The organism is Adlercreutzia sp. CNCM I-6216, assembly GCF_977113345.1.
Window position 1 is genome coordinate 13350 of record NZ_CDSBIE010000017.1, and the last position, 21612, is coordinate 34961.

General features: G+C 64.7%; 21 protein-coding genes and 1 other RNA gene. 16 read left to right on the plus strand and 6 right to left on the minus strand.

Annotated elements, in window-relative coordinates:
- Window positions 1-3: 3 nt before the first annotated feature.
- From hyfE to ACYVRU_RS11255, 10 genes are read left to right on the plus strand one after another with little or no spacing between them, the layout of a single operon-like run.
- The gene (gene hyfE, locus ACYVRU_RS11210) at window positions 4-660 is read left to right on the plus strand and encodes a hydrogenase 4 membrane subunit (RefSeq protein ID WP_114540181.1); all 657 of its coding nucleotides are present in this window, start codon (window positions 4-6) and stop codon (window positions 658-660) included.
- Between the two features lie 3 nt (window positions 661-663).
- On the plus strand, window positions 664-2241 hold the full coding sequence (locus ACYVRU_RS11215; RefSeq protein WP_114540180.1) for a hydrogenase 4 subunit F: 1578 nt from the start codon (window positions 664-666) through the stop codon (window positions 2239-2241).
- Entirely contained in the window at window positions 2241-3980 is a 1740-nt protein-coding gene (locus tag ACYVRU_RS11220; RefSeq protein ID WP_114540179.1) for a hydrogenase large subunit, read from the plus strand. Before ACYVRU_RS11215 ends, ACYVRU_RS11220 begins: the two co-directional genes overlap by 1 nt.
- A gap of 3 nt (window positions 3981-3983) precedes the next feature.
- A complete protein-coding gene (locus ACYVRU_RS11225) occupies window positions 3984-4514 on the plus strand; it encodes a formate hydrogenlyase complex iron-sulfur subunit (protein ID WP_114540178.1) in 531 nt (176 codons plus the stop codon).
- Complete coding sequence (locus ACYVRU_RS11230; RefSeq protein WP_461186155.1) at window positions 4515-5297, plus strand: NADH-quinone oxidoreductase subunit B family protein; 783 nt, start codon at window positions 4515-4517, stop codon at window positions 5295-5297. It begins immediately after the preceding gene.
- Complete coding sequence (locus ACYVRU_RS11235; protein WP_114540177.1) at window positions 5294-5881, plus strand: formate hydrogenlyase maturation HycH family protein; 588 nt, start codon at window positions 5294-5296, stop codon at window positions 5879-5881. Before ACYVRU_RS11230 ends, ACYVRU_RS11235 begins: the two co-directional genes overlap by 4 nt.
- Entirely contained in the window at window positions 5875-6381 is a 507-nt protein-coding gene (hycI, locus tag ACYVRU_RS11240; protein WP_114540176.1) for a hydrogenase maturation peptidase HycI, read from the plus strand. The genes ACYVRU_RS11235 and hycI overlap by 7 nt, the downstream gene beginning before the upstream one ends.
- Before the next feature lie 51 nt (window positions 6382-6432).
- Entirely contained in the window at window positions 6433-7263 is an 831-nt protein-coding gene (locus ACYVRU_RS11245) for a formate/nitrite transporter family protein (RefSeq protein WP_157012727.1), read from the plus strand.
- 3 nt (window positions 7264-7266) lie between these two features.
- Window positions 7267-8076: a formate dehydrogenase accessory sulfurtransferase FdhD gene (gene fdhD / locus ACYVRU_RS11250; RefSeq protein WP_114540175.1), complete on the plus strand. Its 810-nt coding sequence runs from the start codon at window positions 7267-7269 to the stop codon at window positions 8074-8076.
- Between the two features lie 21 nt (window positions 8077-8097).
- A complete protein-coding gene (locus ACYVRU_RS11255) occupies window positions 8098-9432 on the plus strand; it encodes a chloride channel protein (RefSeq protein ID WP_227070566.1) in 1335 nt (444 codons plus the stop codon).
- 159 nt (window positions 9433-9591) lie between these two features.
- Here the strand turns inward: ACYVRU_RS11255 and ACYVRU_RS11260 are convergent, their stop codons facing one another.
- Window positions 9592-10629, minus strand: coding sequence for a tyrosine-protein phosphatase (locus tag ACYVRU_RS11260; protein ID WP_461186156.1), 1038 nt, complete (start codon window positions 10627-10629; stop codon window positions 9592-9594).
- Between the two features lie 5 nt (window positions 10630-10634).
- Window positions 10635-12290 carry a serine hydrolase gene (locus ACYVRU_RS11265; RefSeq protein WP_173111765.1) on the minus strand — a complete coding sequence of 552 codons (1656 nt, stop codon included), beginning with the start codon at window positions 12288-12290 and terminating at the stop codon, window positions 10635-10637.
- 231 nt (window positions 12291-12521) lie between these two features.
- Here ACYVRU_RS11265 and ffs point away from each other — a divergent pair.
- From ffs to recR, 5 genes are all read left to right on the plus strand, one after another.
- An RNA gene (ffs, locus tag ACYVRU_RS11270) (signal recognition particle sRNA small type) lies at window positions 12522-12615 on the plus strand.
- A 145-nt stretch (window positions 12616-12760) separates the two neighbouring features.
- Window positions 12761-13615, plus strand: a complete 855-nt coding sequence (locus ACYVRU_RS11275) for a VTT domain-containing protein (RefSeq protein ID WP_461186157.1) — start codon at window positions 12761-12763, stop codon at window positions 13613-13615.
- 3 nt (window positions 13616-13618) lie between these two features.
- A complete protein-coding gene (gene dnaX / locus ACYVRU_RS11280) occupies window positions 13619-16132 on the plus strand; it encodes a DNA polymerase III subunit gamma/tau (protein WP_461186158.1) in 2514 nt (837 codons plus the stop codon).
- 75 nt (window positions 16133-16207) lie between these two features.
- Window positions 16208-16516, plus strand: a complete 309-nt coding sequence (locus ACYVRU_RS11285; protein WP_022739071.1) for a YbaB/EbfC family nucleoid-associated protein — start codon at window positions 16208-16210, stop codon at window positions 16514-16516.
- A 30-nt stretch (window positions 16517-16546) separates the two neighbouring features.
- Entirely contained in the window at window positions 16547-17143 is a 597-nt protein-coding gene (gene recR, locus ACYVRU_RS11290) for a recombination mediator RecR (RefSeq protein WP_022739074.1), read from the plus strand.
- An 80-nt stretch (window positions 17144-17223) separates the two neighbouring features.
- On the opposite strand, the gene nrdD is transcribed toward recR, so the two are convergent.
- Together nrdD and ACYVRU_RS11300 are read right to left on the minus strand one after the other, a co-directional pair.
- On the minus strand, window positions 17224-17541 hold the full coding sequence (gene nrdD / locus ACYVRU_RS11295; protein ID WP_022739078.1) for an anaerobic ribonucleoside-triphosphate reductase: 318 nt from the start codon (window positions 17539-17541) through the stop codon (window positions 17224-17226).
- Between the two features lie 143 nt (window positions 17542-17684).
- Window positions 17685-18641: a response regulator transcription factor gene (locus ACYVRU_RS11300; protein ID WP_278572501.1), complete on the minus strand. Its 957-nt coding sequence runs from the start codon at window positions 18639-18641 to the stop codon at window positions 17685-17687.
- Window positions 18642-19018: 377 nt separating this feature from the next.
- Between ACYVRU_RS11300 and ACYVRU_RS11305 the strand changes: the two genes are divergently transcribed.
- Window positions 19019-20608, plus strand: coding sequence for a YfcC family protein (locus tag ACYVRU_RS11305; protein WP_330037209.1), 1590 nt, complete (start codon window positions 19019-19021; stop codon window positions 20606-20608).
- Between the two features lie 255 nt (window positions 20609-20863).
- Here ACYVRU_RS11305 and ACYVRU_RS11310 read toward each other — a convergent pair whose 3' ends face one another.
- Both ACYVRU_RS11310 and ACYVRU_RS11315 read right to left on the minus strand, forming a co-directional pair.
- Window positions 20864-21076, minus strand: coding sequence for a hypothetical protein (locus ACYVRU_RS11310; RefSeq protein ID WP_114540168.1), 213 nt, complete (start codon window positions 21074-21076; stop codon window positions 20864-20866).
- A gap of 32 nt (window positions 21077-21108) precedes the next feature.
- Window positions 21109-21504 carry a hypothetical protein gene (locus tag ACYVRU_RS11315; RefSeq protein ID WP_114540167.1) on the minus strand — a complete coding sequence of 132 codons (396 nt, stop codon included), beginning with the start codon at window positions 21502-21504 and terminating at the stop codon, window positions 21109-21111.
- Between the last annotated feature and the right edge of the window lie 108 nt (window positions 21505-21612).

Sequence of the window (21612 nt, forward strand, 5' to 3'; positions counted from 1 at the left end):
AATATGTTCGGTTACCCATTAGTCAATGTGCTCGGCGCCTGCCTCATCATCACCTCGATGATGGTGGTGCTCGCCCGCACCGGACGGGCGGCGGCCTTCTTGTACTCGCTGCAGTCCCTGGTGCTCGTTGGCGTGCTCGCTTCGCTCGGCGCCGTCACGGGCTCGACAGAGCTGTTCACCTGGTCGGCCACGGCCTTCGCCACGAAGGTGGTGCTCGTGCCCGCCATCCTGCTGTTCACGCTGAAGAAGATTGGCGACGACGCCGAGGCGGACCTTCCGCCGAAGCTAAACCCCATGAAGTCGGTGGCGCTGGTGGCCGTGGAGGTGTTCGTCTGCTTCGTGGCCGTCTCCGGCATCGATTTGCCCACGGCTGCGGCGGTCAAGCCCACGCTGGCCGTGTCGCTCGCGCACTTCTTCATCGGGCTCACCTGCATCGTTATCCAGCGCTCCATCTTCAAGCAGATCTTCGGATACTGCCTGATGGAGAACGGCTCCCATGTGACGCTCGCGCTTCTGGCGCCTCAGGCGCCGGAGCTGGTGGAGATCGGCGTCGCCACCGACGCCATCTTCGCGGTGATTATCTTGGCGGTGCTCGTGTGGCGCATGGCGCGCTATGCGCACACCCTTGACGCCGACGACCTCTGCGAGCTGAAGGGATAAGCCATGGATTACTCAATGTTACTTCTGGTGCTTTTGGGCTGTCCTTTGGCGGCGGCGCTGCTCATTGCCGTGCTGCCAGCGAAATCGACTCCCCGCGGCGCCTACGAGACTCTTCACGTACTCTCCCTGGCGGGCGTCGCGGTAGCGGGTCTGACGCTTGTGGTGGCCGCCTTTGCGGGCAGCGACATCTTCGCTTTGGGGGAGTGGTTCCATCTCGATGGCCTCAGCGCCCTGTTCTTGGGGCTCATCGCCGTCATCGCGCCTTGCACGGGCGTGTACTCGCTGCCCTATGTGGCCCACGATGTGGCCGAGGGCAAACTCGGGCCCTCCCAGGTGAAGCAGTACTATGCCTTCTTCAGTCTGTTCGTGTTCTCGATGATTCTCGCCGTCACCTCCAACAACATCATCATGATGTGGGTTTCGGTGGAGGCCACGACGCTTTCCACGGTGTTTCTCGTCGGTGTGTACCGCACGAAACTCGCCCTGGAGGCGGCTTGGAAGTACGTCATCGTCTGCACGGCTGGCGTGGCCTTCGGCTTGTTCGGGACGCTGCTCGTCTATGCGAACGCCGCCGACATTATGGCCGATCCGCACCAGGCGGTGTTCTGGACAGCCATCCTTCCCAACGCGCCGTTCATGGACCGGTCCCTCATGATGATCGCGTTCGTATTCGCGGCCATCGGTTTTGGAACCAAGGCGGGCCTGTTCCCCATGCACACGTGGCTCCCCGATGCCCACTCCGAGGCGCCGAGCCCGGTGTCGGCCCTCCTCTCCGGCGTGCTTTTGAAATGTGCCATCCTCATTGTGCTGCGCTTCTACATTCTGACGGCGGCCAATGTGGGCGCGACGTTCCCCCAGACGGTCATGATGATCCTGGGCGTGCTGTCGGTGTGCTATGCGGCCTTCGAGGTGTACAAGCAGAACGACCTCAAGCGCAAGCTGGCCTACAGCTCGTGCGAGAACGTGGGGCTCATCGCCGTATGCTTCGGCATCGGCGGCCCCCTCGGCATCATCGCCGGGCTCGTGCACTGCGTTGCCCACGGCCTCACCAAGGCCCTCATGTTCTGCCTGTCCGGCAATGTGATGATGAAGTACCACACGCGCGACCTCGCGAAGATCTCGGGCATCATTTCGGTGGCGCCGGTGACCGGCGTGCTGTTCGCGGCCGGCTGCCTGGCTTTGGCGGGCTTCCCTCCCTTTGCCATGTTCGTCAGCGAGATGTTCATGGTTCTCGCCGGCGTGGCCGCGGAAGTTTGGTGGGCCGTGGCGCTTGTGCTCGTGGCGCTCGTGGTGGTGATTATGGCGCTCGTGCGCATGATCACCGGATCGGCGCTGGGGCGCGTGCCCGAGGGCGTGAAGCGCGGCGACGTGCCCGCTTTGGCGCTTGTGCCCGAGGTGGTGCTCCTCGCTTTGGTGGTGCTGCTCGGCGTGGCGCTGCCGGGGCCCTTGGCCGGCTCCATTGAAGAGGCCAGCGCCATTGTCATGTCCTACGAGGAAGAGGGCCTCTCTTCCGGCAGCTTGTTCGAAGATGCCCTGGCGGCTTTGGCTTTCGATGATACCCCCGAGGAGGTGTTCGAGTAATGACGACGAAGAAGCAGTCGCCTTTGCGCGTGGGCGAGACCCATGTTCAGGCCGTGAGGGACACCTTTCCCGGCGCGGTGCTCGATGCGACGTGGCAGGCCGCCGATCAGGTGACCATTACGGTGCCCACCGATATGCTGCCCGATGTGGTGGAGTTTCTGTACTACGGCCGCGGCGGCTGGCTGCCCAACATGGTGGCCAACGACGAGCGTCCGCTGCATGGTTGCTACGCCCTGTACTACCTGCTCTCTATGGAGGAGAGCGATCCGGGGTTCGTGGTGGTGCGCGCCGAGGTGGATCCGCATTCCATGGAATACCCGTCGGTGACCCCGCGGGTTCCCGCTTGCGTGTGGAGCGAGCGGGAGGCCTTCGACATGTTCGGCCTGCGCGCCATGGGGCTCCCCGACGAGCGCCGGCTCGTGCTGCCGGACGACTGGCCCGATAATCTGTATCCGCTGCGCAAGGACTCCATGGACTACCGCAAGCGCCCGGCTCCCGTGACCGATGTGGAGAACTACTCGTTTCTCTACGAGGGCCATGCCGAGGAGACGACCGAGGTGCCCATGGGCCCTCTGCATATCACCTCCGACGAGCCGGGGCACTTCCGCCTGTTCGTGGAAGGGGAGGACATCATCGATGCGGACTACCGCCTGTTCTACGTGCACCGTGGCATGGAGAAGGTGGCCGAGAGCCGCCTGAACTACGACGCCGTGACGTTTCTGGCGGATCGCATCTGCGGCATCTGTGGCAACGCCCACTCGGTGGCCTACGCCGAGGCGGTGGAACACGCCCAGGGCATCGAGGTGCCCGTGCGCGCCCAGTACATCCGCTCCATCTTGCTGGAGGTCGAGCGTTTGCACTCTCATTTGCTGAACCTGGGGCTGGTGTGCCACTACTGCGGGTTCGATACGGGATTCCAGCACTTCTTCCGGGTTCGCGAGAAGACCATGGACTTGGCCGTGCTGCTCACCGGAGCCCGCAAGACCTACGGCTTGAACCTGATCGGCGGCGTGCGGCGCGACATCTTGGACGAGCAGAAGCTCGCCACGATCAAGTACGTGCGGGAGCTGCGGCACGAGGTGGAGGCGCTCGTGGACATGCTCGTGTCCACGGCCAACTTCGAGTCGCGCACGGCCGGCATCGGAAGGCTTGACCCGGCGGTGGCCCGCGACTTCAGCCCCGTGGGGCCCTGTGTTCGCGGCAGCGGCATCGCCCGCGATGTCCGTTTCGACCATCCCTTCGACGGCTACAAGTTCCTCGTGGGAATGTCGGCGCGCAGCCACGACGGCTGCGACGTGCAGAGCCGCACGCTGGTGCGCGTGGAGGAGTTTATGGATTCCCTGGATATGATCGAGCAGCTGCTCGAGGGAGCGCCGTCCGGGCCCATTCAAACGGAAGACTGGCAGTACACACCGCACAAGTTCGCCTTGGGCTACACCGAGGCGCCCCGCGGCGAAGACATGCACTGGGCTCAGGTGGGGGACAACCAGAAATGCTATCGCTGGCGCGCCAAGGCGGCCACGTACTCGAACTGGCCGATTTTGCGCTACATGTTCCGCGGCAACACCGTGGCCGACGCCGCCATCATCGTGGGTTCCATGGATCCGTGCTATTCCTGCACCGATCGCGTGACGGTGGTCGATGTCAAGAAGAAGACGTCCACCGTGCTCACCAAAGATCAGCTCGAGGGCTACTGCCGCCGCCGCACGCACTCGCCTCTTTCCGGGAAGGGGTGGTAGGCTATGCTGAAGCTGTTCAAGGAAATCCGCAAAACCGGCGACGCCACGGTGGGCTATCCTTTCACTCCCCTGGAGATGCCCGCGGGGTTTCGCGGCAAGCCGGAGCACAACGAGAAGCTCTGCATCGCGTGCGCGGCCTGCGCCATCGCCTGTCCCGCCAATGCCATCACTATGGAACTTGATGCCGAGCAGAACTACCTCACGTGGGATATCAGCTACGGTCGCTGCATCTTCTGCGGGCGCTGCCAGGAGGTCTGCCCTCTGTTCGCCATCGAGCTGACAACCGACTTCGAGCTGGCCGTGACGAACAAGGAGGATCTGCGCGAGTCCTGCTCCTACGGCGTGGCCCGCTGCGCTCGTTGCGGCAAGCCCTATGCCCCGGCCAAGGAGGTCGATTACGCTCGCCGCGTGCTCGCGGGCGTGGGCGGTTCTGCCGCGGCCGATATCGAAAAGGTCGACCTGTGCCTGGATTGCCGCCGCATCGACGATGCCGAGGCCTTTGCGCACCAGGCGCCCGAGAGGGGGGAGGAGTAAATGCTGGAGAACGATTTTCCGCTCGATCTCCAATGGCGGCCCGATCCGGTCGTGCTGGACGCGAAGGTGGCCGAGGCGAAGCAGAAGCTCCTTGAGTCCATCAAGCGCTCCGTGTACGTCTATCGCGTCGATTGCGGCGGTTTCAACGGCTGCGAGATCGAGATTTTCGCCACCATCACCGCGGTCTTCGACGCGGAGCGCTTCGGCATAAAGGTCGTGCCCTCGCCGCGCCATGCGGATATGCTCATCTATACCGGGGCCATGACGCGCTCCATGCGGGAGCCGGCGCTTCGGGCCTACCATGCGGCCCCCGATCCGAAGATTGTGATGTCGTACGGGGCTTGCGGGTGCACGGGCGGCATCTTCCACGACAACTACTGCGTGTGGGGCGGCACCGATCCGATTCTGCCAGTTGACGTGTACGTGCCGGGATGCCCGCCCTCGCCGCCGGCCACGATCTTCGGGTTCGCCACGGCTTTGGGCCTTTTGGATCAGAAGTTGCACGCGAGCCACCATGTGGCCCCGGCCGGCGAGCAGGCGCCCGTGGCCTTCCCGGCCATTCCCTACAAGGTGCGCACGGCGTTCGAGCGCGAGGCGCGCCGCATGAGCGGGTACTACTACGGAAAGCAGATCGTGGACGAGTTCATGCTGGCGTTGTCCAAGGACACGGTGGATGCCCTGGGAGCGGCCGATGCGCTCATCGCCGCCGAGACCGATACGCGCAAGCGCGCCGTGTTCATGGATCTGAAGGCGCTGCTTTTGAGCAAGGTCGTCGACGAATGAGCGTGACCGTGCGACAGCGATGCAGGCGCGAGGCCGCCGGTTTCGAGGAGCCGGCGGCCTTGGGGGACGTCCTTTCGCCCACAAGGCCGCTCGCGGCCCATACCACCGATGGGCGCACGGCTCGCGAGGTGGTGTTCTACCGGCTGGGCGAGAAGTTCGTCGATCACGAGCGCTCTATCCCTGAGGATGTGCGGTCGGTGCTGTACTACACGCTGGCCATTGGGCACCATACCGGGGTCATCGATTGCCTTGCCCCTCGCTTGACGACTTCGCGCGAGGTGTTCGCCGACGTGCTGGCGCTTCTCGGCCCGGGTCGGGCCCACGACAAGCTGGCGGGTATTGAGAAGTTCGGCGAGATCGAGGTGAAAAAGGAGCACGTGCCCGTGCTGAAGCCCGCGGTTCTCGCGGCGCTCGATCGCGTGGGCGCTGCCCTGGAAGTGAGCGACGAGCCGCCCTTGTGCGCCGTGTCGGAGGCGGTTGTCGCCATCGATGCCCCGGCGTGGCTAGAGGAGTTCCTGCGTCTTTTGGAGGAGATCCAGTGCGAGCCGTGCGTGTACGCCATGGGGAGGAGGGTCACATGCTGAATGCCGAGGAGATTCTCGCGGCCAGCGAGGCGTCCAAACGCGGTGGCAACATCGTTTTCTGCGTGGGCAGCGTCCTGCGCGGCGACGATGCGGCCGGGCCTCTTCTGGCCAAGAAGCTGGAGGATTTTCCCGTGGAGGGCTGGACGGCCGTGGACGGCGGCCAGACCCCCGAGAACGATCTGGGCTATCTGCGGCGCCTTGCGCCGAGGCGGCTTCTGCTGGTGGATGCGGCGGCCATGGGCCTTGAGCCCGGCGCTATCCGCCGCCTTCAGGCCGCGGACGTGGCCACCCAGTCGCTTATAACGACCCACACGCTGCCCATCACGTACCTGCTCGGCGAGCTGGAGGCCGTGTGCGAAGAGGTCGTGTTTCTGGGCGTGCAGCCCGCGGGGACCGAGTTCTTCGATCCGGTGAGCCCCCGGGTGCTCGCGGCCGTGGAGCACGTGTACCAGTGCCTCGCCGATGGTGCCGATTTCGAGCAGTATCCCTTTGTGAATTGAGATGACGCACGTAGGTGCGCCTTTGGTAACTTGGAAAGGATTGAAACAACTATGGCTATTGTGAAAGAAGATCTGGCCGCTGTGAGCCCCGATGCGCTCGCGCCGGCGGCCACCGAGGCCAAGGCCGAGAACATCGGCGTGACGAAGGCGGCCATGCCCGGTGCCAAGTGCTTCGTCTCCGCCATGCTCGCCGGCGCCTTCATCGGCTTCGGCGGCATGTACTTCTGCACCTTCCTCGGCGACACCACCATGGCCTTCGGCGTGCAGCGCCTCGTCGGCGGCTTGTGCTTCTGCCTGGGCCTGTGCCTGGTGCTGTGCTGCGGCGCGGAGCTGTTCACGGGCAACGTGCTCATGGTGTGCGCGAAGGCGTCGAAAAAGATCACCTTCGGCGGCCTGTTCCGCAACTGGGGCATTGTATGGGTCGGCAACCTCGCCGGATCGCTTCTGGCTATGTTCATCATCTTCATGTCGAATTTGCAGGGTATGAACGGGGGCGCCGTGGGCGAGGCGTTCGTCTCGGTGGCCGCCGGCAAGGTGTCGCTCGCGCCCGAGGTGCTCTTCTTCAAGGCGATTCTCTGCAACATCCTCGTGTGCCTGGCCGTGTGGATCGGCTTCTCCTCGAAGACGACGGCCGATAAGGTTCTGGGCATCCTGCTTCCCATTTCGGCCTTCGTGGCCTGCGGGTTCGAGCACTGCGTGGCGAACATGTTCTTCCTTCCCATGGGCCTGGTGCTCAACGGCCTCGGCTTCGGCGCGGCCGGCGCGGTGACGCTGGGGGGCGTTGCCTACAACCTCGTGCTCGCCACGCTCGGCAACATTGTCGGCGGTCTTTTAGTGGGTCTGGCCTACTGGTTCATCTACCGCAAGAAGCAGGAGAAGTAGATCATGAACGTGATCGATCGGTATCGGGAGGGCGAGCCGGTGGAGCTCTGCGAGGGCGAGCTGCTGACGCCGGCGGGACTTGCAGGCGACGCCGCGAGAGGGGTGCTCGTCGAGCATGCCATGGAGGTGACCGTCAACACGGTGCCCACCATGCGCGTCGTCTGCACTCCCGATCACCTGGTCGATTTGGTGGTGGGCCGTCTCTACACCGAGGGCATCGTGGGAGGGCTCGACGATATCGAGGACATCTACGTATGCGATCAGGGGACGCGTGCCTCGGTGCTGCTCTCCTGCCATCATGCTGATTTTTCGCGGCAGGGTGTCGAGACGGTTCCCTCGTGCTGCACGGGCAACCGCGTCTATAACCGCTACTTCACCAGCGACGAGCGCCCGGCCAAGGTGAAGCCCATTCCGTGGGAGGCGGCATGGGTCTTCGCCGCGGCGCGAGCGTTTGCGGAGGATTCGCCTTTGCACAAGGCGACGACGGGCACTCACAGCTGCTATCTCGTGCTCGGGGGCACCGTGACCATCTGCCGCGAGGATCTGGGTCGCCACAACGCCTTCGACAAGGTGGTGGGGGCCGCTTTGCGCGAGGGCATCGATTTGCGGGACGCGCTGATCTTCTCAAGCGGTCGTTTGCCGGTGGACATGGTCATGAAGGCCATCCATGCCGGCGTTCCGATTTTGGCCACCAAGGCGGTGCCCACCGACGAGACCATTCGCCTCGCCCGTGAATTCGATCTGACGCTTATCTGCCAGGCGCGTCCCGATTCGGCCGTGGTCTACAACGACCCTTTGGGGGAGAAGCGCTAGGGGGTTGAGAAGGGGAGGCCGATGAGCGCCGCGAAGCGACAATCTGCGAGGGCGGGCGTGATTTTCGCGCTCGCCTTGGTGGTGCTCGGGGCGCTGGTCGGCCTGCTCACCGTTGCGCTCAGCGTTGCCGTAGACGGGGGCGCCTCCCTGTTTGCGGAGCGACCGCAGCTCGTTTGGCTGCTGCCGGTGGCGGGGCTTTGCTCCTATGGGGCGTATCGGGCGGTCGGCCTTGATTTTTCCTGGAGCACCGCTCGGGTCATGGAGGCAGTTCGCGATGGGCGTTCGGTGCCTCCGCTGCTTGCGCCGGCGATCATCGTGGGCACGGCGCTCACGGTGCTGTGCGGAGGGTCGGTGGGCAAGGAGGCGGCGGCGCTCCAGATGGGCGCGGCGGCAAGCGGCCTTTTGCGCGATCGTGTTTCCGCGCGTTTCCGCACGGTGCTGGCGCCAGCGGCTATGGGCGCCGCTCTCGGCGCTATGCTGGATGCCCCGTTGGCGGGCGTCGTGTTCTCCTTCGAGGCGCTTCGCCGAAGGCCCGGCTCGCTTGCTTCGCTCGCTGCGCCGGCGGTGACGTCTTTAGTGTCCTGGAGCGTGGTACGGGCGATGGGCGTACGCTTTCTTCCGGGTTCCGTTGCGGCGCCGGCCGTATTGGACGTTGTCCTCGCAGGCGATTCCTTCATGGGGGATCGGGTTGTCGGGGCTCTGCTTTTGCTCGCTGCGGTGGGTGCGGCGGCGGGACTGCTGGCCCTTGCTTTCTGCGGAGCGCTCGGGAAGCTTCGGGGCGGTCTCGCCCGGCTCGGGGCGCCCGTCTTTGCGCTGGCGGTCGGGGGAGTGGCCACGGCGCTCGTCGTCGGCTATGCGGATCTTTTCCACTATGAGGACGTGCGCTCGTACTGCGGTACGGGCCTTTTGCAGATTGAGGCGGCTCTGGCGGGGGAGGCTCTGCCTTGGTGGGCCTTCATCGTAAAGGCGGCACTTACGCTGCTCACTCTTGCCGGTGGTTTCAAGGGCGGCGAGATCATGCCCGTTCTCGCCATCGGCACCTGCCTCGGCGCGGCAGTCTTCTCCGCTGCGTCGTCGCTTCTCCCCGCATCTATCTTGGGCGCTGTGGGAGCGAGTAGGTCTCTCGGAGCCCTCGTCGGCATGGTCGCCTTTTTCGCCGCCTGCACTAACTGTCCTCTGACGGCTCTCGTGTTTGCTGGCGAGCTACTCGGCTTCGCTTCCTTGCCCGCCACGATTGTCGCGATAGTTCCCGCCTATCTGATCGCCCGCCGGGTCAGTCTTTATCCGACCTCCTTGCAGCGTGCGCGAGGCAAATGCCAGTTCGACCCCGTTATGGCCCGGCGCGATGCCAGTTAAGGGGTGAAATGGTAAGGAAATGCCAGTTCGACCCCGTTATGGCAAGACGCAAACGACCATTTCTGGGTCGAACTGGCATTTGCACGGGCAAAAGCGAAAATGCGCGCCCGAGCTTTGGGCTGTCGGCTTCCAGGGCGCAGGCGTTTTCTGGAGCGCGTTCTAGGCCACCAGGGCGCGGAGGCTCTCGATGGCCTCGTCGGTGAGATGCAGCCCCTCGCGCAGGTAGGTGTCGAAGCTGCCGTAGAGGCGGTCGATCTCGCCGAAGTAGGCGCGCAGGTAGGCCGGGCGCGCTTCCAAAAACGACATCAGGATGGCGCGCTCATGGTCGGTCATGCCCCCGTCGAGCCGTGCGGCCTCTTCCGCGATGAGATCGGCGTGGTCGGTGTTCACGCGCAAGTAGTCCTCCATGATCGCACCCTCGTCGGCGCCGGTGGCGCGCAGCAGGGTGGCGCACAGAACGCCGGTGCGATCCTTGCCGTTCACGCAGTGGATGAGCGCGGGGCGCCTCTCGGCGGCCATGGAGCGCAGGGCCTGGCCTACCAGCGGATACTCGCGCACGTAGCGGCGGTAGTTCGCGGCCATGCGCTCCTCGGGCTCGCCGTAGCGCTCGATGACGCCGGCGATGAGGCGCTTGTTGGAATCCTTGCGGCGGTGCTCGGTGGAAGGCTCCAGCGCCACGGTGCGCATGCCCACGATGTAGGGCTCCGGGTGCGCCGCCACCTCGGAGGCCGTGCGCAAGTCGTAAATGGTGGCGATGCCGAGGGCACCCGAGAGGAAGGCCGCCTCCTCACCGGTGAGGTTCGCGAGCTCCCGCGAGCGGAAGATGCGCGCGTCCTTGAACGAGCCGCCCACGGCTCGGATGCGCGCATCCCCGTAAGTGCCCCCGGCGGGCAGCGCCTCGAAGGCGAAGCCGGCTACCAGGGTGGAGGGCTCGCCGTCCTCGGTCACGGGCCGCACCTTCAGAAGATAGCGCCCGGGGGTTTCCGGCGTGTAGACGAACCGCCAATTCACGCCGCGGCTCTTGTCCACGGCGGCGGTGGGGTAGGCCGTCCAGGAGGCGCCGTCGTCAAGCGAGAACTCCATGGCGCAGATCGTGCGGTCGAAGTCGTCCACATAGCCGGCGAACTCGATGGGGGCCCCGGCATAATAGGGCGGCCGCGTGCGTGGGGCGAGAGGGTTGTCGGAAGTATCGGCCACGGAGATCACACCAAGTCGCCGCGGATTTCCAGCAGGGTGCGGGCGAGGTGGGCGAAGGCCTGCTCGCCGGCGGCCGAGTCGGGCGCATTGGTCATGATGGTTATGAGGTAGTCGCGACCGTTGATGGTGACGATGCCCGAATCGCACACGGCGTCGTCGTCTTGGCCGTCGATCCAGCCGGCTTTGTTGCGCACGGTGATGTTTGTGCCGATAGAGGCGACGGTCTTGTCCTCTTCAATGAGCGTCTGGCCGCCCTCCGCGTCTTCGGCGAGCACAGAGCCGTCCCCTTCGGAGCCGTCGGCGGGCGTGATCTCCTCGGAACCCTCCTCGTCGCTTCCGTCGTCTTCCACGCCCTCCTCGCCGCCGGAGCCCTCTTCCGGCAGGTAGTCGGTGTGCCCTGCGCTCGTGGTGCCCAGGGCGCCGTTGCGCAGGAATGAGACTTCGGTTTTGCTGAAGGTGTCGGAGAGCCACTGGGCTGCCGAGGTGTCGGCAGTCGTCAGGTACTCGTAGATCTTCAACCACATGAGGGCCGACTGGCGTGCTGTGTAGGTGGGGAAGTACGTGTCGTTCACCAGCGCGGTGTCGACGCCGGCCTCCGCCAGCCACGCCTCCATGCCGTCGTTCCCGTAGGTGCGGCGCAGCTTGCCGTAGGAGGCGTTGTCCGACCAGACGATGGTGTTTTCCACCTGAGTGAGGCGCGAGGACGAAGCGCGGTCGATGTCGTTGGGGAACTCCTTGTTCACCACATAGGCGCAATAGGGACCCTTGAACGAGCTGGCGCCGTAGATGGGCACGTCCACGTTGCCGGCAATGCCGCGTCCCGTGCCCAGATCCATGATGAGGTAGCTGGCCTCATAGCCATTGTTGTCGTAGTAGGAGAGCGCGTTGTTCAAGCTCACGAGGGAACGGTCGGAGAGCACGGGCGCGGCGGCCTGTTCGCCGGCGTCGTTGGTCGCGTTGCCGAGGGCGAAGGCGAAGGGGGCCTTCTGCCCGGCGAGGTTGGTAAGGTCGTCGCGGGTTGGCGTGTAGGCGGGCAGCTGGGCCAGCTCCGGCTCGACGGGGCGGGCGAGGCTCACCTGGGTGGCGACGTTCTGCGCGAAGTAGGAGGCGTTGCCGCCCACGGCGTTGGCGCTGGCGACGCCGACATGCTTGCTGCCGTCTTTGGCGGCGGCCGATGCGAAAGGACCGATGTGGAAAAGCGCCATGGCGAAGATGACGGCCAGCGCGATGGCGATGAGCGCCATGGCCGCCCGTGCGAGATTGAAGCCGCCGGCCGGGGCGAGCGTGTGCATTTGGGGGGCGAACGCGGCGCCTGCGCGGGGGGCGTGGCTGCCGCGGCCGGAGGGGGCGCCGTTGCGCGGACGTCCCTGGGCGCCGCGATTGCCGGCGGGCGTTTGTTTGCCGCGGGGCTGCTCGCCGCGTGTGGAGCGCTCGCCGCCCGAGTGCCGGCGTCCCGGCTCGGGCTCGCGACGGCGGTCGCGGCTTGAGGGATACTCGTCGCGCAGGGGGTTGTGCCGGGTGCCGCGCGGGCGGTTGCCGGAGGAGGAAGACGAACGGGTGGTACCCGTGGAGCGGCCATCGAAGCGGCCCGTGGAAAGAGAGAGGCCGCCTTGGGAGCGTCTGGGTTCGTCGTCGTAGCGGCTGTAATCGGATCGGGCCATGACATCCTCGGGACTGATGTGTTTGAGTTACGTTTAAGGGTCGAAAGAATAGTAGCAATTCCCCGGGTTTTTGCGAAGACCTTACGAAGATCTTAACAAGGATCGCGTAGTGAAAACGCCCGCAGACGGTCTTTAGCGGGCGCCCTATGGACTTTTAGTTACCGGAGGGGAGCGCCGTCGCCAGTTGTGCGCGCTTCCCCTATACTTAAGCCCTACGAGTTCGAGTGCCTCGAATGGGTATGGGCGGCGACATGTTCCGAACCTGGTCAGGTCCGGGAGGAAGCAGCCATAAGGGACCGCTGACGAGCGCCCATACCTATTCGGGGCACTTTTGCGCGAAGGGCGCACCGCGGTGCCAACGTAAAATTACCGTGGCGCTTTTGCGCAGGGCCTCGTTGCCGTGACCTCTGAAAATACAATGGGGCCGGCGGCGCGCCGCCTTCTACATTATTCTGCAGATTGGAGACTCGGTGGGCATCATCGACTTTTTCATCAACCTTTTGAAAGACCCGCGCGGCTTCATCGCCGGCTGGATCATCGCTTTGGGCCCGGTGTGGGTGTACACGCCGCTGTTCCTTATCGTGTTCGTGGAGACGGGGCTCGTGTTCTTCCCGTTTCTGCCGGGCGACTCGCTCCTGTTCGCGGCCGGCGTGTTCTCCGCCGACGGCGGCGGCCTGAACGTGTGGGCCACGCTCATCGTGTTCTGGGCGGCGGCCATTCTGGGCAACACCTCGAACTATTGGATCGCGCGCCTGTTCGGTAGCCGCATCATCGATTCGGGGAAGGTGAAGGCGCTCACGCCCGAGCGCATGGCCAAGCTCGATCACTTCTTCGAGCGCTATGGCGGGCTCACGATCATTATCACGCGGTTCATGCCGTTTTTCCGCACCTTCGCGCCGTTCATCGCCGGTACCGGACACATGAACTTCGGGAAGTTCACGTTCTTCAACGCCGTCGGCGGCATCTCCTGGGTGAGCCTGTTCGTACTGGTGGGATACTTCTTCGGCGGCATTCCGCTGGTGCAGGAGCACTTCGAGGTGATCGTGCTGGGCATTGTGGCCGTGTCCGTGGCGCCGGCCTTCATCGGCGTCATCAAGGCCGCGCTGAACAGTCGTCGCGCCAAGGAGGGCGATCCGGTTGCCCAGGCGGCCGAGCGCGTGAACGAGGCCGAGTACGAGCGCGAGCTGACCGAGGAGCGCGTGATGCGCGCCGAGGCCGAGGCGAAGGCGGAGGCGCGGCGCCGGGTGGCGGCCGAGCAGATCGCGCAGCCGGCCGAGGGCGCGCAGGCACCGGCTTCCGAGACCGAGGAGAAAGGCGGGGAGTAGGCCATGGCCGAGGCACTCTATCGCAAGTACCGACCGCAGATCTTCGAGGACGTGGTCGGTCAGGAGCACATCGAGCGCACCATCAAAAACGCCATCGCCCAGGACAAGGTGAGCCACGCCTACCTGTTCACGGGCCCGCGCGGCACGGGCAAGACCACCACGGCGCGCCTTTTGGCCAAGGCGCTTCTGTGCGAGAAGGGGCCGACCGCCGAGCCCGACGGCACCTGCGAGGATTGCGAGATGATCGCCGCCGGCGAGCACCCGGATGTCTACGAGCTGGATGCCGCGAGCCGCACCGGCGTGGAGAACGTCCGCGAGGAGATCATCGGGCGCGTGCAGTTCGCGCCGACGCGCGGGCGCTACAAGGTGTACATCATCGACGAGGTGCACATGCTCTCGACGGCCGCTTTCAACGCGCTTCTGAAGACGCTGGAGGAGCCGCCGAGCCACGTGGTGTTCATCCTGGCCACCACCGATCCGCAGAAGGTGCCCGAGACCATTCACTCGCGCTGCCAGCGCTTCGATTTCCGCCGCATCTCCACCGAGGCCATGGTGTCGCGGCTGGGTGCCATTTGCACCGCCGAGAACGTGGAGTTCGAGGGGGAGGCGCTCGAGCTCATCGCGCACCGGGCTGAGGGCGGCATGCGCAATGCGCTCACTTCGCTGGAGCAGCTCATCGCCTTCGGTGACGGTGCGGTGACCATGGAAGTGGCCGAGCGGATGCTGGGAGCCGTGGACTCCACGGATTTGGCCGACATTGTGCGGACGATAGGCGCCCGCGATGCGGCGGCGTGCTTCCGCTGGGTGGCCGAGTACGTGGAAACCGGCGCCGACATGGCCCAGTTCGTGGCGAATCTGGCCGAGCACATGCGCAACATGTACGTCATGGCCGTGGCGGGACCTGAGGTGGTGCTCGACGTGTCTGAGGCGACGCGGCGCGAGCTTTCCGAGGAGCTGCCGCTGTTCGGCGTCGACCGTCTGGCGCGACTTCTGGGCGTTTTGGGGGATGTAGCCGGCGAGCTGAAGACGTCCACGAACCCGCGGCTTACCTTCGAGATCGCGCTGACGCGCATGGTGCGCCCCGATGCCGATGTGACGCTGGAGGCTCTGGCCGAGCGTGTGGAAACCCTGGAGCGCCAGCTGGCCGGCGCCTCTGTCGTGGCTGCCGCGCCCGTTGTGCCTGCGGGAGCGGCCCTCGTAGGGGGCGACCTTGGTCGCCCCTCGGCTCCGTCCGGATCAGCGTCAAGCGGCAGTCATTCTGCCGTGCTCACGGAGGGCGGCCCAAGGCCTGCCCCTACGGAGGGGATTGCCTCGACAGCGACTCCCGTTGCGACCGCCCCGGCAGCGGTTGCCCCTGCGTCTGCGGCAACCGCCCCGGCTGCCGTTGCCCCCACGAGGGCGAACCCGGCTGCGGCCGTCTCGGCGGGATCGATCCCCGTAGGGGGCGACCTTGGTCGCCCCTCGGCTCCGGCCGGGTCAGCGCCGTGCGACAGCCAGTCTGTCCCGCTCGCGGAGGGCGGACCTGTGTCCGCCCCTACGGAAGGGGTTGCCCCGACGGCGACTCCGGTCGCCGTTGCTCCGGCCCCGTCTACGGCATGCGCCCCGGCCCCCGCCCCATCCGCTCCGGCGGTCGCGGGCTCTCTGTCGCCCGAGATCGTCGCCACGCTCTCGAACATGGCGGCGCTGCAGCGCCTCTGGGCCGGCGTCCTCGCCTCGTTGAAGAAGTCCAAGGCGGCCTATGGCGTGCTGTTCATGAACACCAAAGCGGTCTTCGATGCGGCGGCGGGCGCGCTTTTGATCGAGTTCCCCGCCGAGAACGACTTCGCCTTCCGCGCCGTGCAGAAACCCGACGTGCAGGCCGAGCTCGCCCAGGCCCTGCGCCGAGAAGCCCACGGGGACATTTCCTTCGAGCTGCGCAAGGGCGGCGCCTCGGCTCCGATGGCCTCTGCCCCCGCCGCGGCTTCCGCATTTAACGCACCCGCACCGGTAGCTCAGTCGGTACCTGCCCCGTCCGCTGCCTCTTCCGCTGCTTCGGCGAGTCCGATGTCCGGCGCGCCTTCTAGCGTGAACGCGCCCGCGGTTCCCGCTTCCGCTGCTGCGTCGCCGGCCCCCGCGCCCGATGATGATCGGCCGCCCTACGACGACTACGTCCCCTACGACGATGCGGATATCCCTTTCGAGGACCCCTTCGCCTCCCGGGCCGCCTCGCCCCAAGGCGCAGCGACCTCCCCGGCGCCGAGCGTCCCCGCAAATGCCGCTTCCGCAGCTCCTTCCGAGGTGCCCCCGTGGGAGGATGCGCCCCAGGTGCCGGCGCCGTCTGGTGCGACATCTCAAGCGCCTGCGTTCGCTCCTGCCCCCTCGCCGGCCCCTTCGATGGCAGCACCGTCCGCCTCCGCGCTTCCCCCCGAGCCCGATGCCGTGTCCGGGCCTTCCCCGAATCCCGTAGAGGAGCCCGACCTCGCCGCCTCGCTTGCCTTCGGCTTCGGCGACGGCGTCAACTTCGAGGAAGTCGTCTAAGCGAGATTGGGCGAGATGCCCTAGAATACGTTAGCAGTCGGGCGCGACCCGCGAACCAGCAAAGGAGACCCTTTCATGGACATGAAGAAAATGATGAAGCAGGCTCAGAAGATGCAGCGCGATGCTGCCGCGGCCCAGCAGGAGATCGCCGCCATGACCTTCGAGGCCTCGGCCGGCGGCGGCATGGTGAAGGCCACGGCCACCGGCGAGATGGCCATCACCGACATCACCATCGACCCCGCTGCCGTGGATCCCGAGGACGTGGAGATGCTGCAGGACATGGTCGTCGCCGCCGTGAACGAGGCGCTGCGCGCCGCCAGCGAGGCGGCCAACGCCCGCATGAACGCCGTCATGGGCGGCATGAAGATCCCCGGCCTGATGTAGCCAGGCCGTCTCCATCTCAAGGCGACATTCGTGCAAGCGGCACCTTCCATTCAAAAGCTCCTCGACGAGCTGGAGCGTCTGCCCGGCGTGGGGCCGAAGTCGGCCCAGCGCATGGCCTACTGGATCCTGAACACCGACGCCGCCGAGGCGCTGCGTCTGGCCGATGCCATCCGCGAGGTGAAGGCGGGCGTGCACTTCTGCGCCCGTTGCTTCAACTACGCCGAGGGCGATTTGTGCGAGATCTGCGCCAGCTCCAAGCGCGACGGCGCGGTCATCTGCGTGGTGAGCGAGCCCCGCGACATCCCGCCCATCGAGCGCACGGCCGTGTTCAACGGCGTCTACCATGTGCTCGGCGGCGTGCTGGCACCCATGGAGGGCGTCGGCCCCGGCGACTTGCGCATCGCCGAGCTGATGGCGCGCCTTGGTCGCGAGGACGTGACCGAGGTGGTGCTCGCCATGAACCCCAACATTGAAGGAGAGACCACGGCCGCCTACCTCGCGCGGCTCATCAAGCCCTTGGGCGTGAAGGTGACGCGCCCCGCCAGCGGGCTTCCCGTCGGCGGCGACTTGGAATTCGCCGACGAGGTCACCTTGGGCCGCGCCCTGGAAGGGCGATTGCCGCTGTAGGCTTTCAGGCTGCGAAAAAAGAAGGGCCGTTGCGAAAAGCATCTCGCAACGGCCCTTCTTTATGGGTTGAAAAAGCCAGGTTACTTGCAGCAGGCGGGAACCTCGTGCTTGACGCGGTCGTGCTCCTCGGCGCGCTTGGCGTCGTTGAAGCGGTCGAGCGTACCCACGAGATAGCCGGTGATGCGGCGGATGCGGTCGAACTTCACCGGCGCGAGGCCGTAGTGGATGCCCACGTCCTCGCCATCGACATCCAGCGTCAGCGACTCCAGCTGACCATGGGGGTACTTGTCGTAGGCGCGCTTGATGTAGGCCTTGATCTCGTCGTCGGATACGGGGGCATCGCTGGCTTGGGCGTAGTTCACGGCCACCTTCACGCCGTCGATCATCTTGTTCTCCATGGTGGGCTCCTTGTCGTTTGCGGTTCGGTTAATGCCTCGCAGGTTCACTATATCTAGTTAGCGAAACGGAATTCTAACACAATATGTGGCCCTTTGGGGTCATGTTCTCGAGATGTAGCAAAAACCTCGCGAAAGACCTTTGCTCAGCGCTCCCAGAAGTCGGCAGCCAGCTCGGCGCGGTTGGCGTGGCCGGTCTTCTTCAGGATGTTGTGCATGTGCACCTTCACGGTGCCGGCGGAAAGCGTCAGCGCGCTTGCGATGTTCTGGTTGTCCTTCCCCATGAGCGCGTGGCGCAATACCTCCTCCTCGCGTTTGGAGAGGTCGTAGGTGCGGCTATACAAAGGCAGCAGACGATCGATGGACTCCGCGAGCAAAGGATCGTCGCCTTCGGGCAGCTCGCGGGCTCGCAGCTGCAGGGACACCGACGCGCCCCGCAGAACCGCTAGGCCGTAGCAGATGAATAGGAGGTTCTCCATGGGGCTGCGCTCGGCGAGGACCCACATGCCGCGGGGAATGCTGCCGGGATCGAAGATCAGCTGGACGTACACGTTCTCCAGAATGATGCCGCAGGTAAGACCGATGGCCCAGAAGAACGCGGTGCGGTGGCTCTTCATGATGGAGCGCCGCTCGGGGTCGGGGGAGTGCGTGTACCACCAGGCGAGCAGGCCGTAGCAGACCAGCTGTAGCACAGCGCGCAGGTTGTAGTAGACGAACTCCCTCCATTGCGGGTTCTCGATGAACTGATAGGCGGCCAACGACAGCGCGGCCCACAGTGCCACGGGCGCAAAGCGAACGACGGGGCGTTCTTCCCGGCAGTAGCGGCAGGCGGCCAGCCACAGAAAGAGGAACGCACCGCCGCCGGTGATGATGGAGGTGTAAGGGTGTCCCACATCGTAGAACGAGGCGGCTTCGAACACGGCATCGGGGGTGATGAAATTGTCTTTAAAGACGAGGGAGACATCGAAGAAGTAGAACGTGAATCCGAACGTGGCGTACAGGAACGTGCGACGGTGCGACACGTAAAAGGCCGACAGGCTCGTGGCCGCCACGATGGTGTAGAAGAACATGATGAGAAGCGTGTAGTAGAACAGCAGGGTCATTGGTGCTCCTCGAAAGCAGATGCGGCGGCAGGACTCGCTCGGCGTGGTTTGCCAGCTTGGCGGTAGTGTAGCGAATCGCGGCGGGGGCCGTCGAGCCGCTATGGCGCTTTGTTGACGGATCGGCAACGGCGATGTTTCCACCTGCGGTTTAGTCCGTGTATAGATGGAGGTCTTCGCAATATCTCCAAGTTATACCCGCTGCGCTCGAGGAACATCCCCGGCTTATGCCTTGGCTGCGCGCAGCCCGTGCCCCTACACTCGGATCATCACATCCTCCCATGGCTCGCGGTCGAAAGCAGTGGCTCCGATGGCGATTCCGATGGCGGCCCATGGGAAGGCATCACGGCGTTTCGCCCCGATTCAGACAGGAGATCATCATGGCCGAGACAACCATGGAAGCCGTTCCCATCCCGACCGCCGAGCCCGAAAAGGAAAGGAAGAAGCGCAAGTTCTCCTTCCCTTCGGCGTTCACGATTCTGTTCATCGTGACCATCATTGCCGTCATCTGCACGTGGTTCGTGCCGGCCGGCCAATACTCGAAGCTGCTCTACGATGCCGAGAGCGGCAAGCTGGAGATGACCACGCCGACCGGCGAGGTGTCCCAGCTTGACGCCACCCAGCAGACGCTCGACGACTTGGGCGTGAAGATCGGCATCGACCAGTTCACGAGCGGCGCCATCACCAAGGCGGTGTCTATTCCCGGCACCTATGAAGGGCTCGATCCGCATCCGGTGTCGCTTGCCGACATTCCCTACTCCATGGTCTGGGGCGTGATCGACGGCATCGACGTCATGGTGTTCATCCTGTGCCTGGGCGGTCTTATCGGCGTCGTGAAAGTGACGGGCGCCTTCGAAAGCGGCCTTTCCGCCCTCACGAAGAAGACCAAGGGCCGCGAGTTTCTGCTCGTGTTCGGCGTGTCGGTGTTCATGATCTTCGGCGGCACCATGTGCGGCCTGGAGGAGGAGGCCGTGGCCTTCTACCCGATTCTCGCGCCGATCTTCATCGCGCTCGGCTACGACTCCATTGTGGTCGTGGGCGCGATCTTCATGGCCGGATCCATCGGCACCACGTTCTCTACGGTGAACCCCTTCTCGGCCGTTATTGCCTCAAATGCTGCCGGCACGGTGTTCACCGAGGGCATCGCCGTGCGCGCCTTCGCTCTCGTCGTGGGCGCCATTGTGTTTCTGCTGTACCTGCATTGGTATGCCAAGAAGGTGAAGGCCGACCCGAAATTCAGCTACTCCTACGAGGATCGCGAGAAGTTCAATGCCCAGTGGGAGCTGGATGAAAGCGGTGCAGCGGCCCGGGAGTTCAGCCTGCGCAAGAAGATCGTGCTCGTCATCTTCGTGGCCGCCTTCATCATCATGATTGTGGGCGTCATGAACCTCGGTTGGTGGTTCCCGCAGATGGCCGCAGAATTCGTGACGCTGTCCATCCTGGTGATGTTCATCGGCGGCACGGGCAAGGACGGCGTGGGGGAGGCGAAGATGGTGGACGCTTTCGGTGCCGGCGCTTCCAGCCTGGTTCCCGTGGCGCTCATCATCGGCCTGGCGCGCGGCGTGAACCATGTGCTCACCGAGGGCATGATCAGCGATACCATGCTGAACGCGGCCTCCAACCTGGTGGCCGGCATGAGCGGCCCTCTGTTCGTGGTGTGCCTGCTGCTCATCTTCTTCGTGCTGGGCTTCGTGGTGCCCTCCTCCAGCGGTCTGGCCGTGCTGGCCATGCCCATCTTCGCGCCTTTGGCCGACACCGTGGGCATCCCCCGCTGGATCATTGTGGCGGCCTACCAGTTCGGCCAGTACGCCATGCTCTACATCGCGCCTACAGGCCTGGTGATGGCGACGCTGCAGATGCTTGACATGAAGATGTCCCACTGGTTCAGGTTCGTCTGGCCCATGATGGTGTTCACCTTGGTGTTCGGCGCCATCCTTTTGAGCATCTGCTCCGTGGTGTTCGCGGTGTAGCGACTTTTCCCGATAGGTCGGGCGGCCTTGCCGGCGCCGCCTAGGCCCTTCCCGACAGAGGGCGACCTTTTCGCGAGGGCCGCCCTCTGGTTGTTGCGCAGGAGGGGGCGTGCCACGGAGGCTCTGCGCCGGTAGCTACCAAGGCCTAGAATTCGGCTTGGGGGACAGATTCGCGCAGGATCGATCCTGCTGCAAAAAGCGCTGCCCTCGTAAAGGAGCGAGGGCAGCAATCGCGAAGGGCCGATCGGGCGGGAGCTAGGCTTCAACCACTTCGATTTTTATTTCTTCGTCGTAGTCGGGCTCGGGGTTGTCTCCTGGGTTGGACATATGCAGGATCTCTTGCCCCTGGAAGTAGCAGCTCTTGAGGTAGCATCCGTATTCGTAGGCGTCTTCCTCGGTATCGTAGAGGTCGTCTTCCTCGTGCACCTCGCCGTCTTCGGAGATGAGTCTGACCTTGTACTGTGCCATGTTATAGCCTTTCTCTTTGAGCAATTATTTTCTTAAGCCACGGCCAGTGCCTGGCTCGCGGTCTCTTCTTCAGGGAGCGAATCGAGCATGCCGACGAGCTTGAAGCGGAGGGATTTGGCCACGTGGTAGCCTTCGATTTTCTGCTTGATGGTCTCCTTCGTCTCGCCCTGCTTGTACAGCTGCTTGACCACGTTGGACAGGATTGCGTCGAAGCCGAACTCGGATATTCCTCGCACTAAAAGCAACGCGACGCCCAAAGTGGCCACGCCCCCGATCATACCGCCGGGCCCCAGGGAGCCCAAAGCTGTGGTGATCGCAGCTGCACCGGTGAGCCCGGATCCCCCCAGGGCCGTCAGGAGCATTAAGCCGGGCACTCCGAGTGAGGCTACGGTCTCGACGATCTTGTCTAGGGGTACTGTCTTTTTCATTTCTACCTCTCTTTCCGGCGTCGCGTCCGACGGCGCCATTTCTGGATCTGCGTCGGGGGCCGTTCGAGCCTGCGGAGATGGCGCGAAGTGTAAACTACTCGAAAGGAG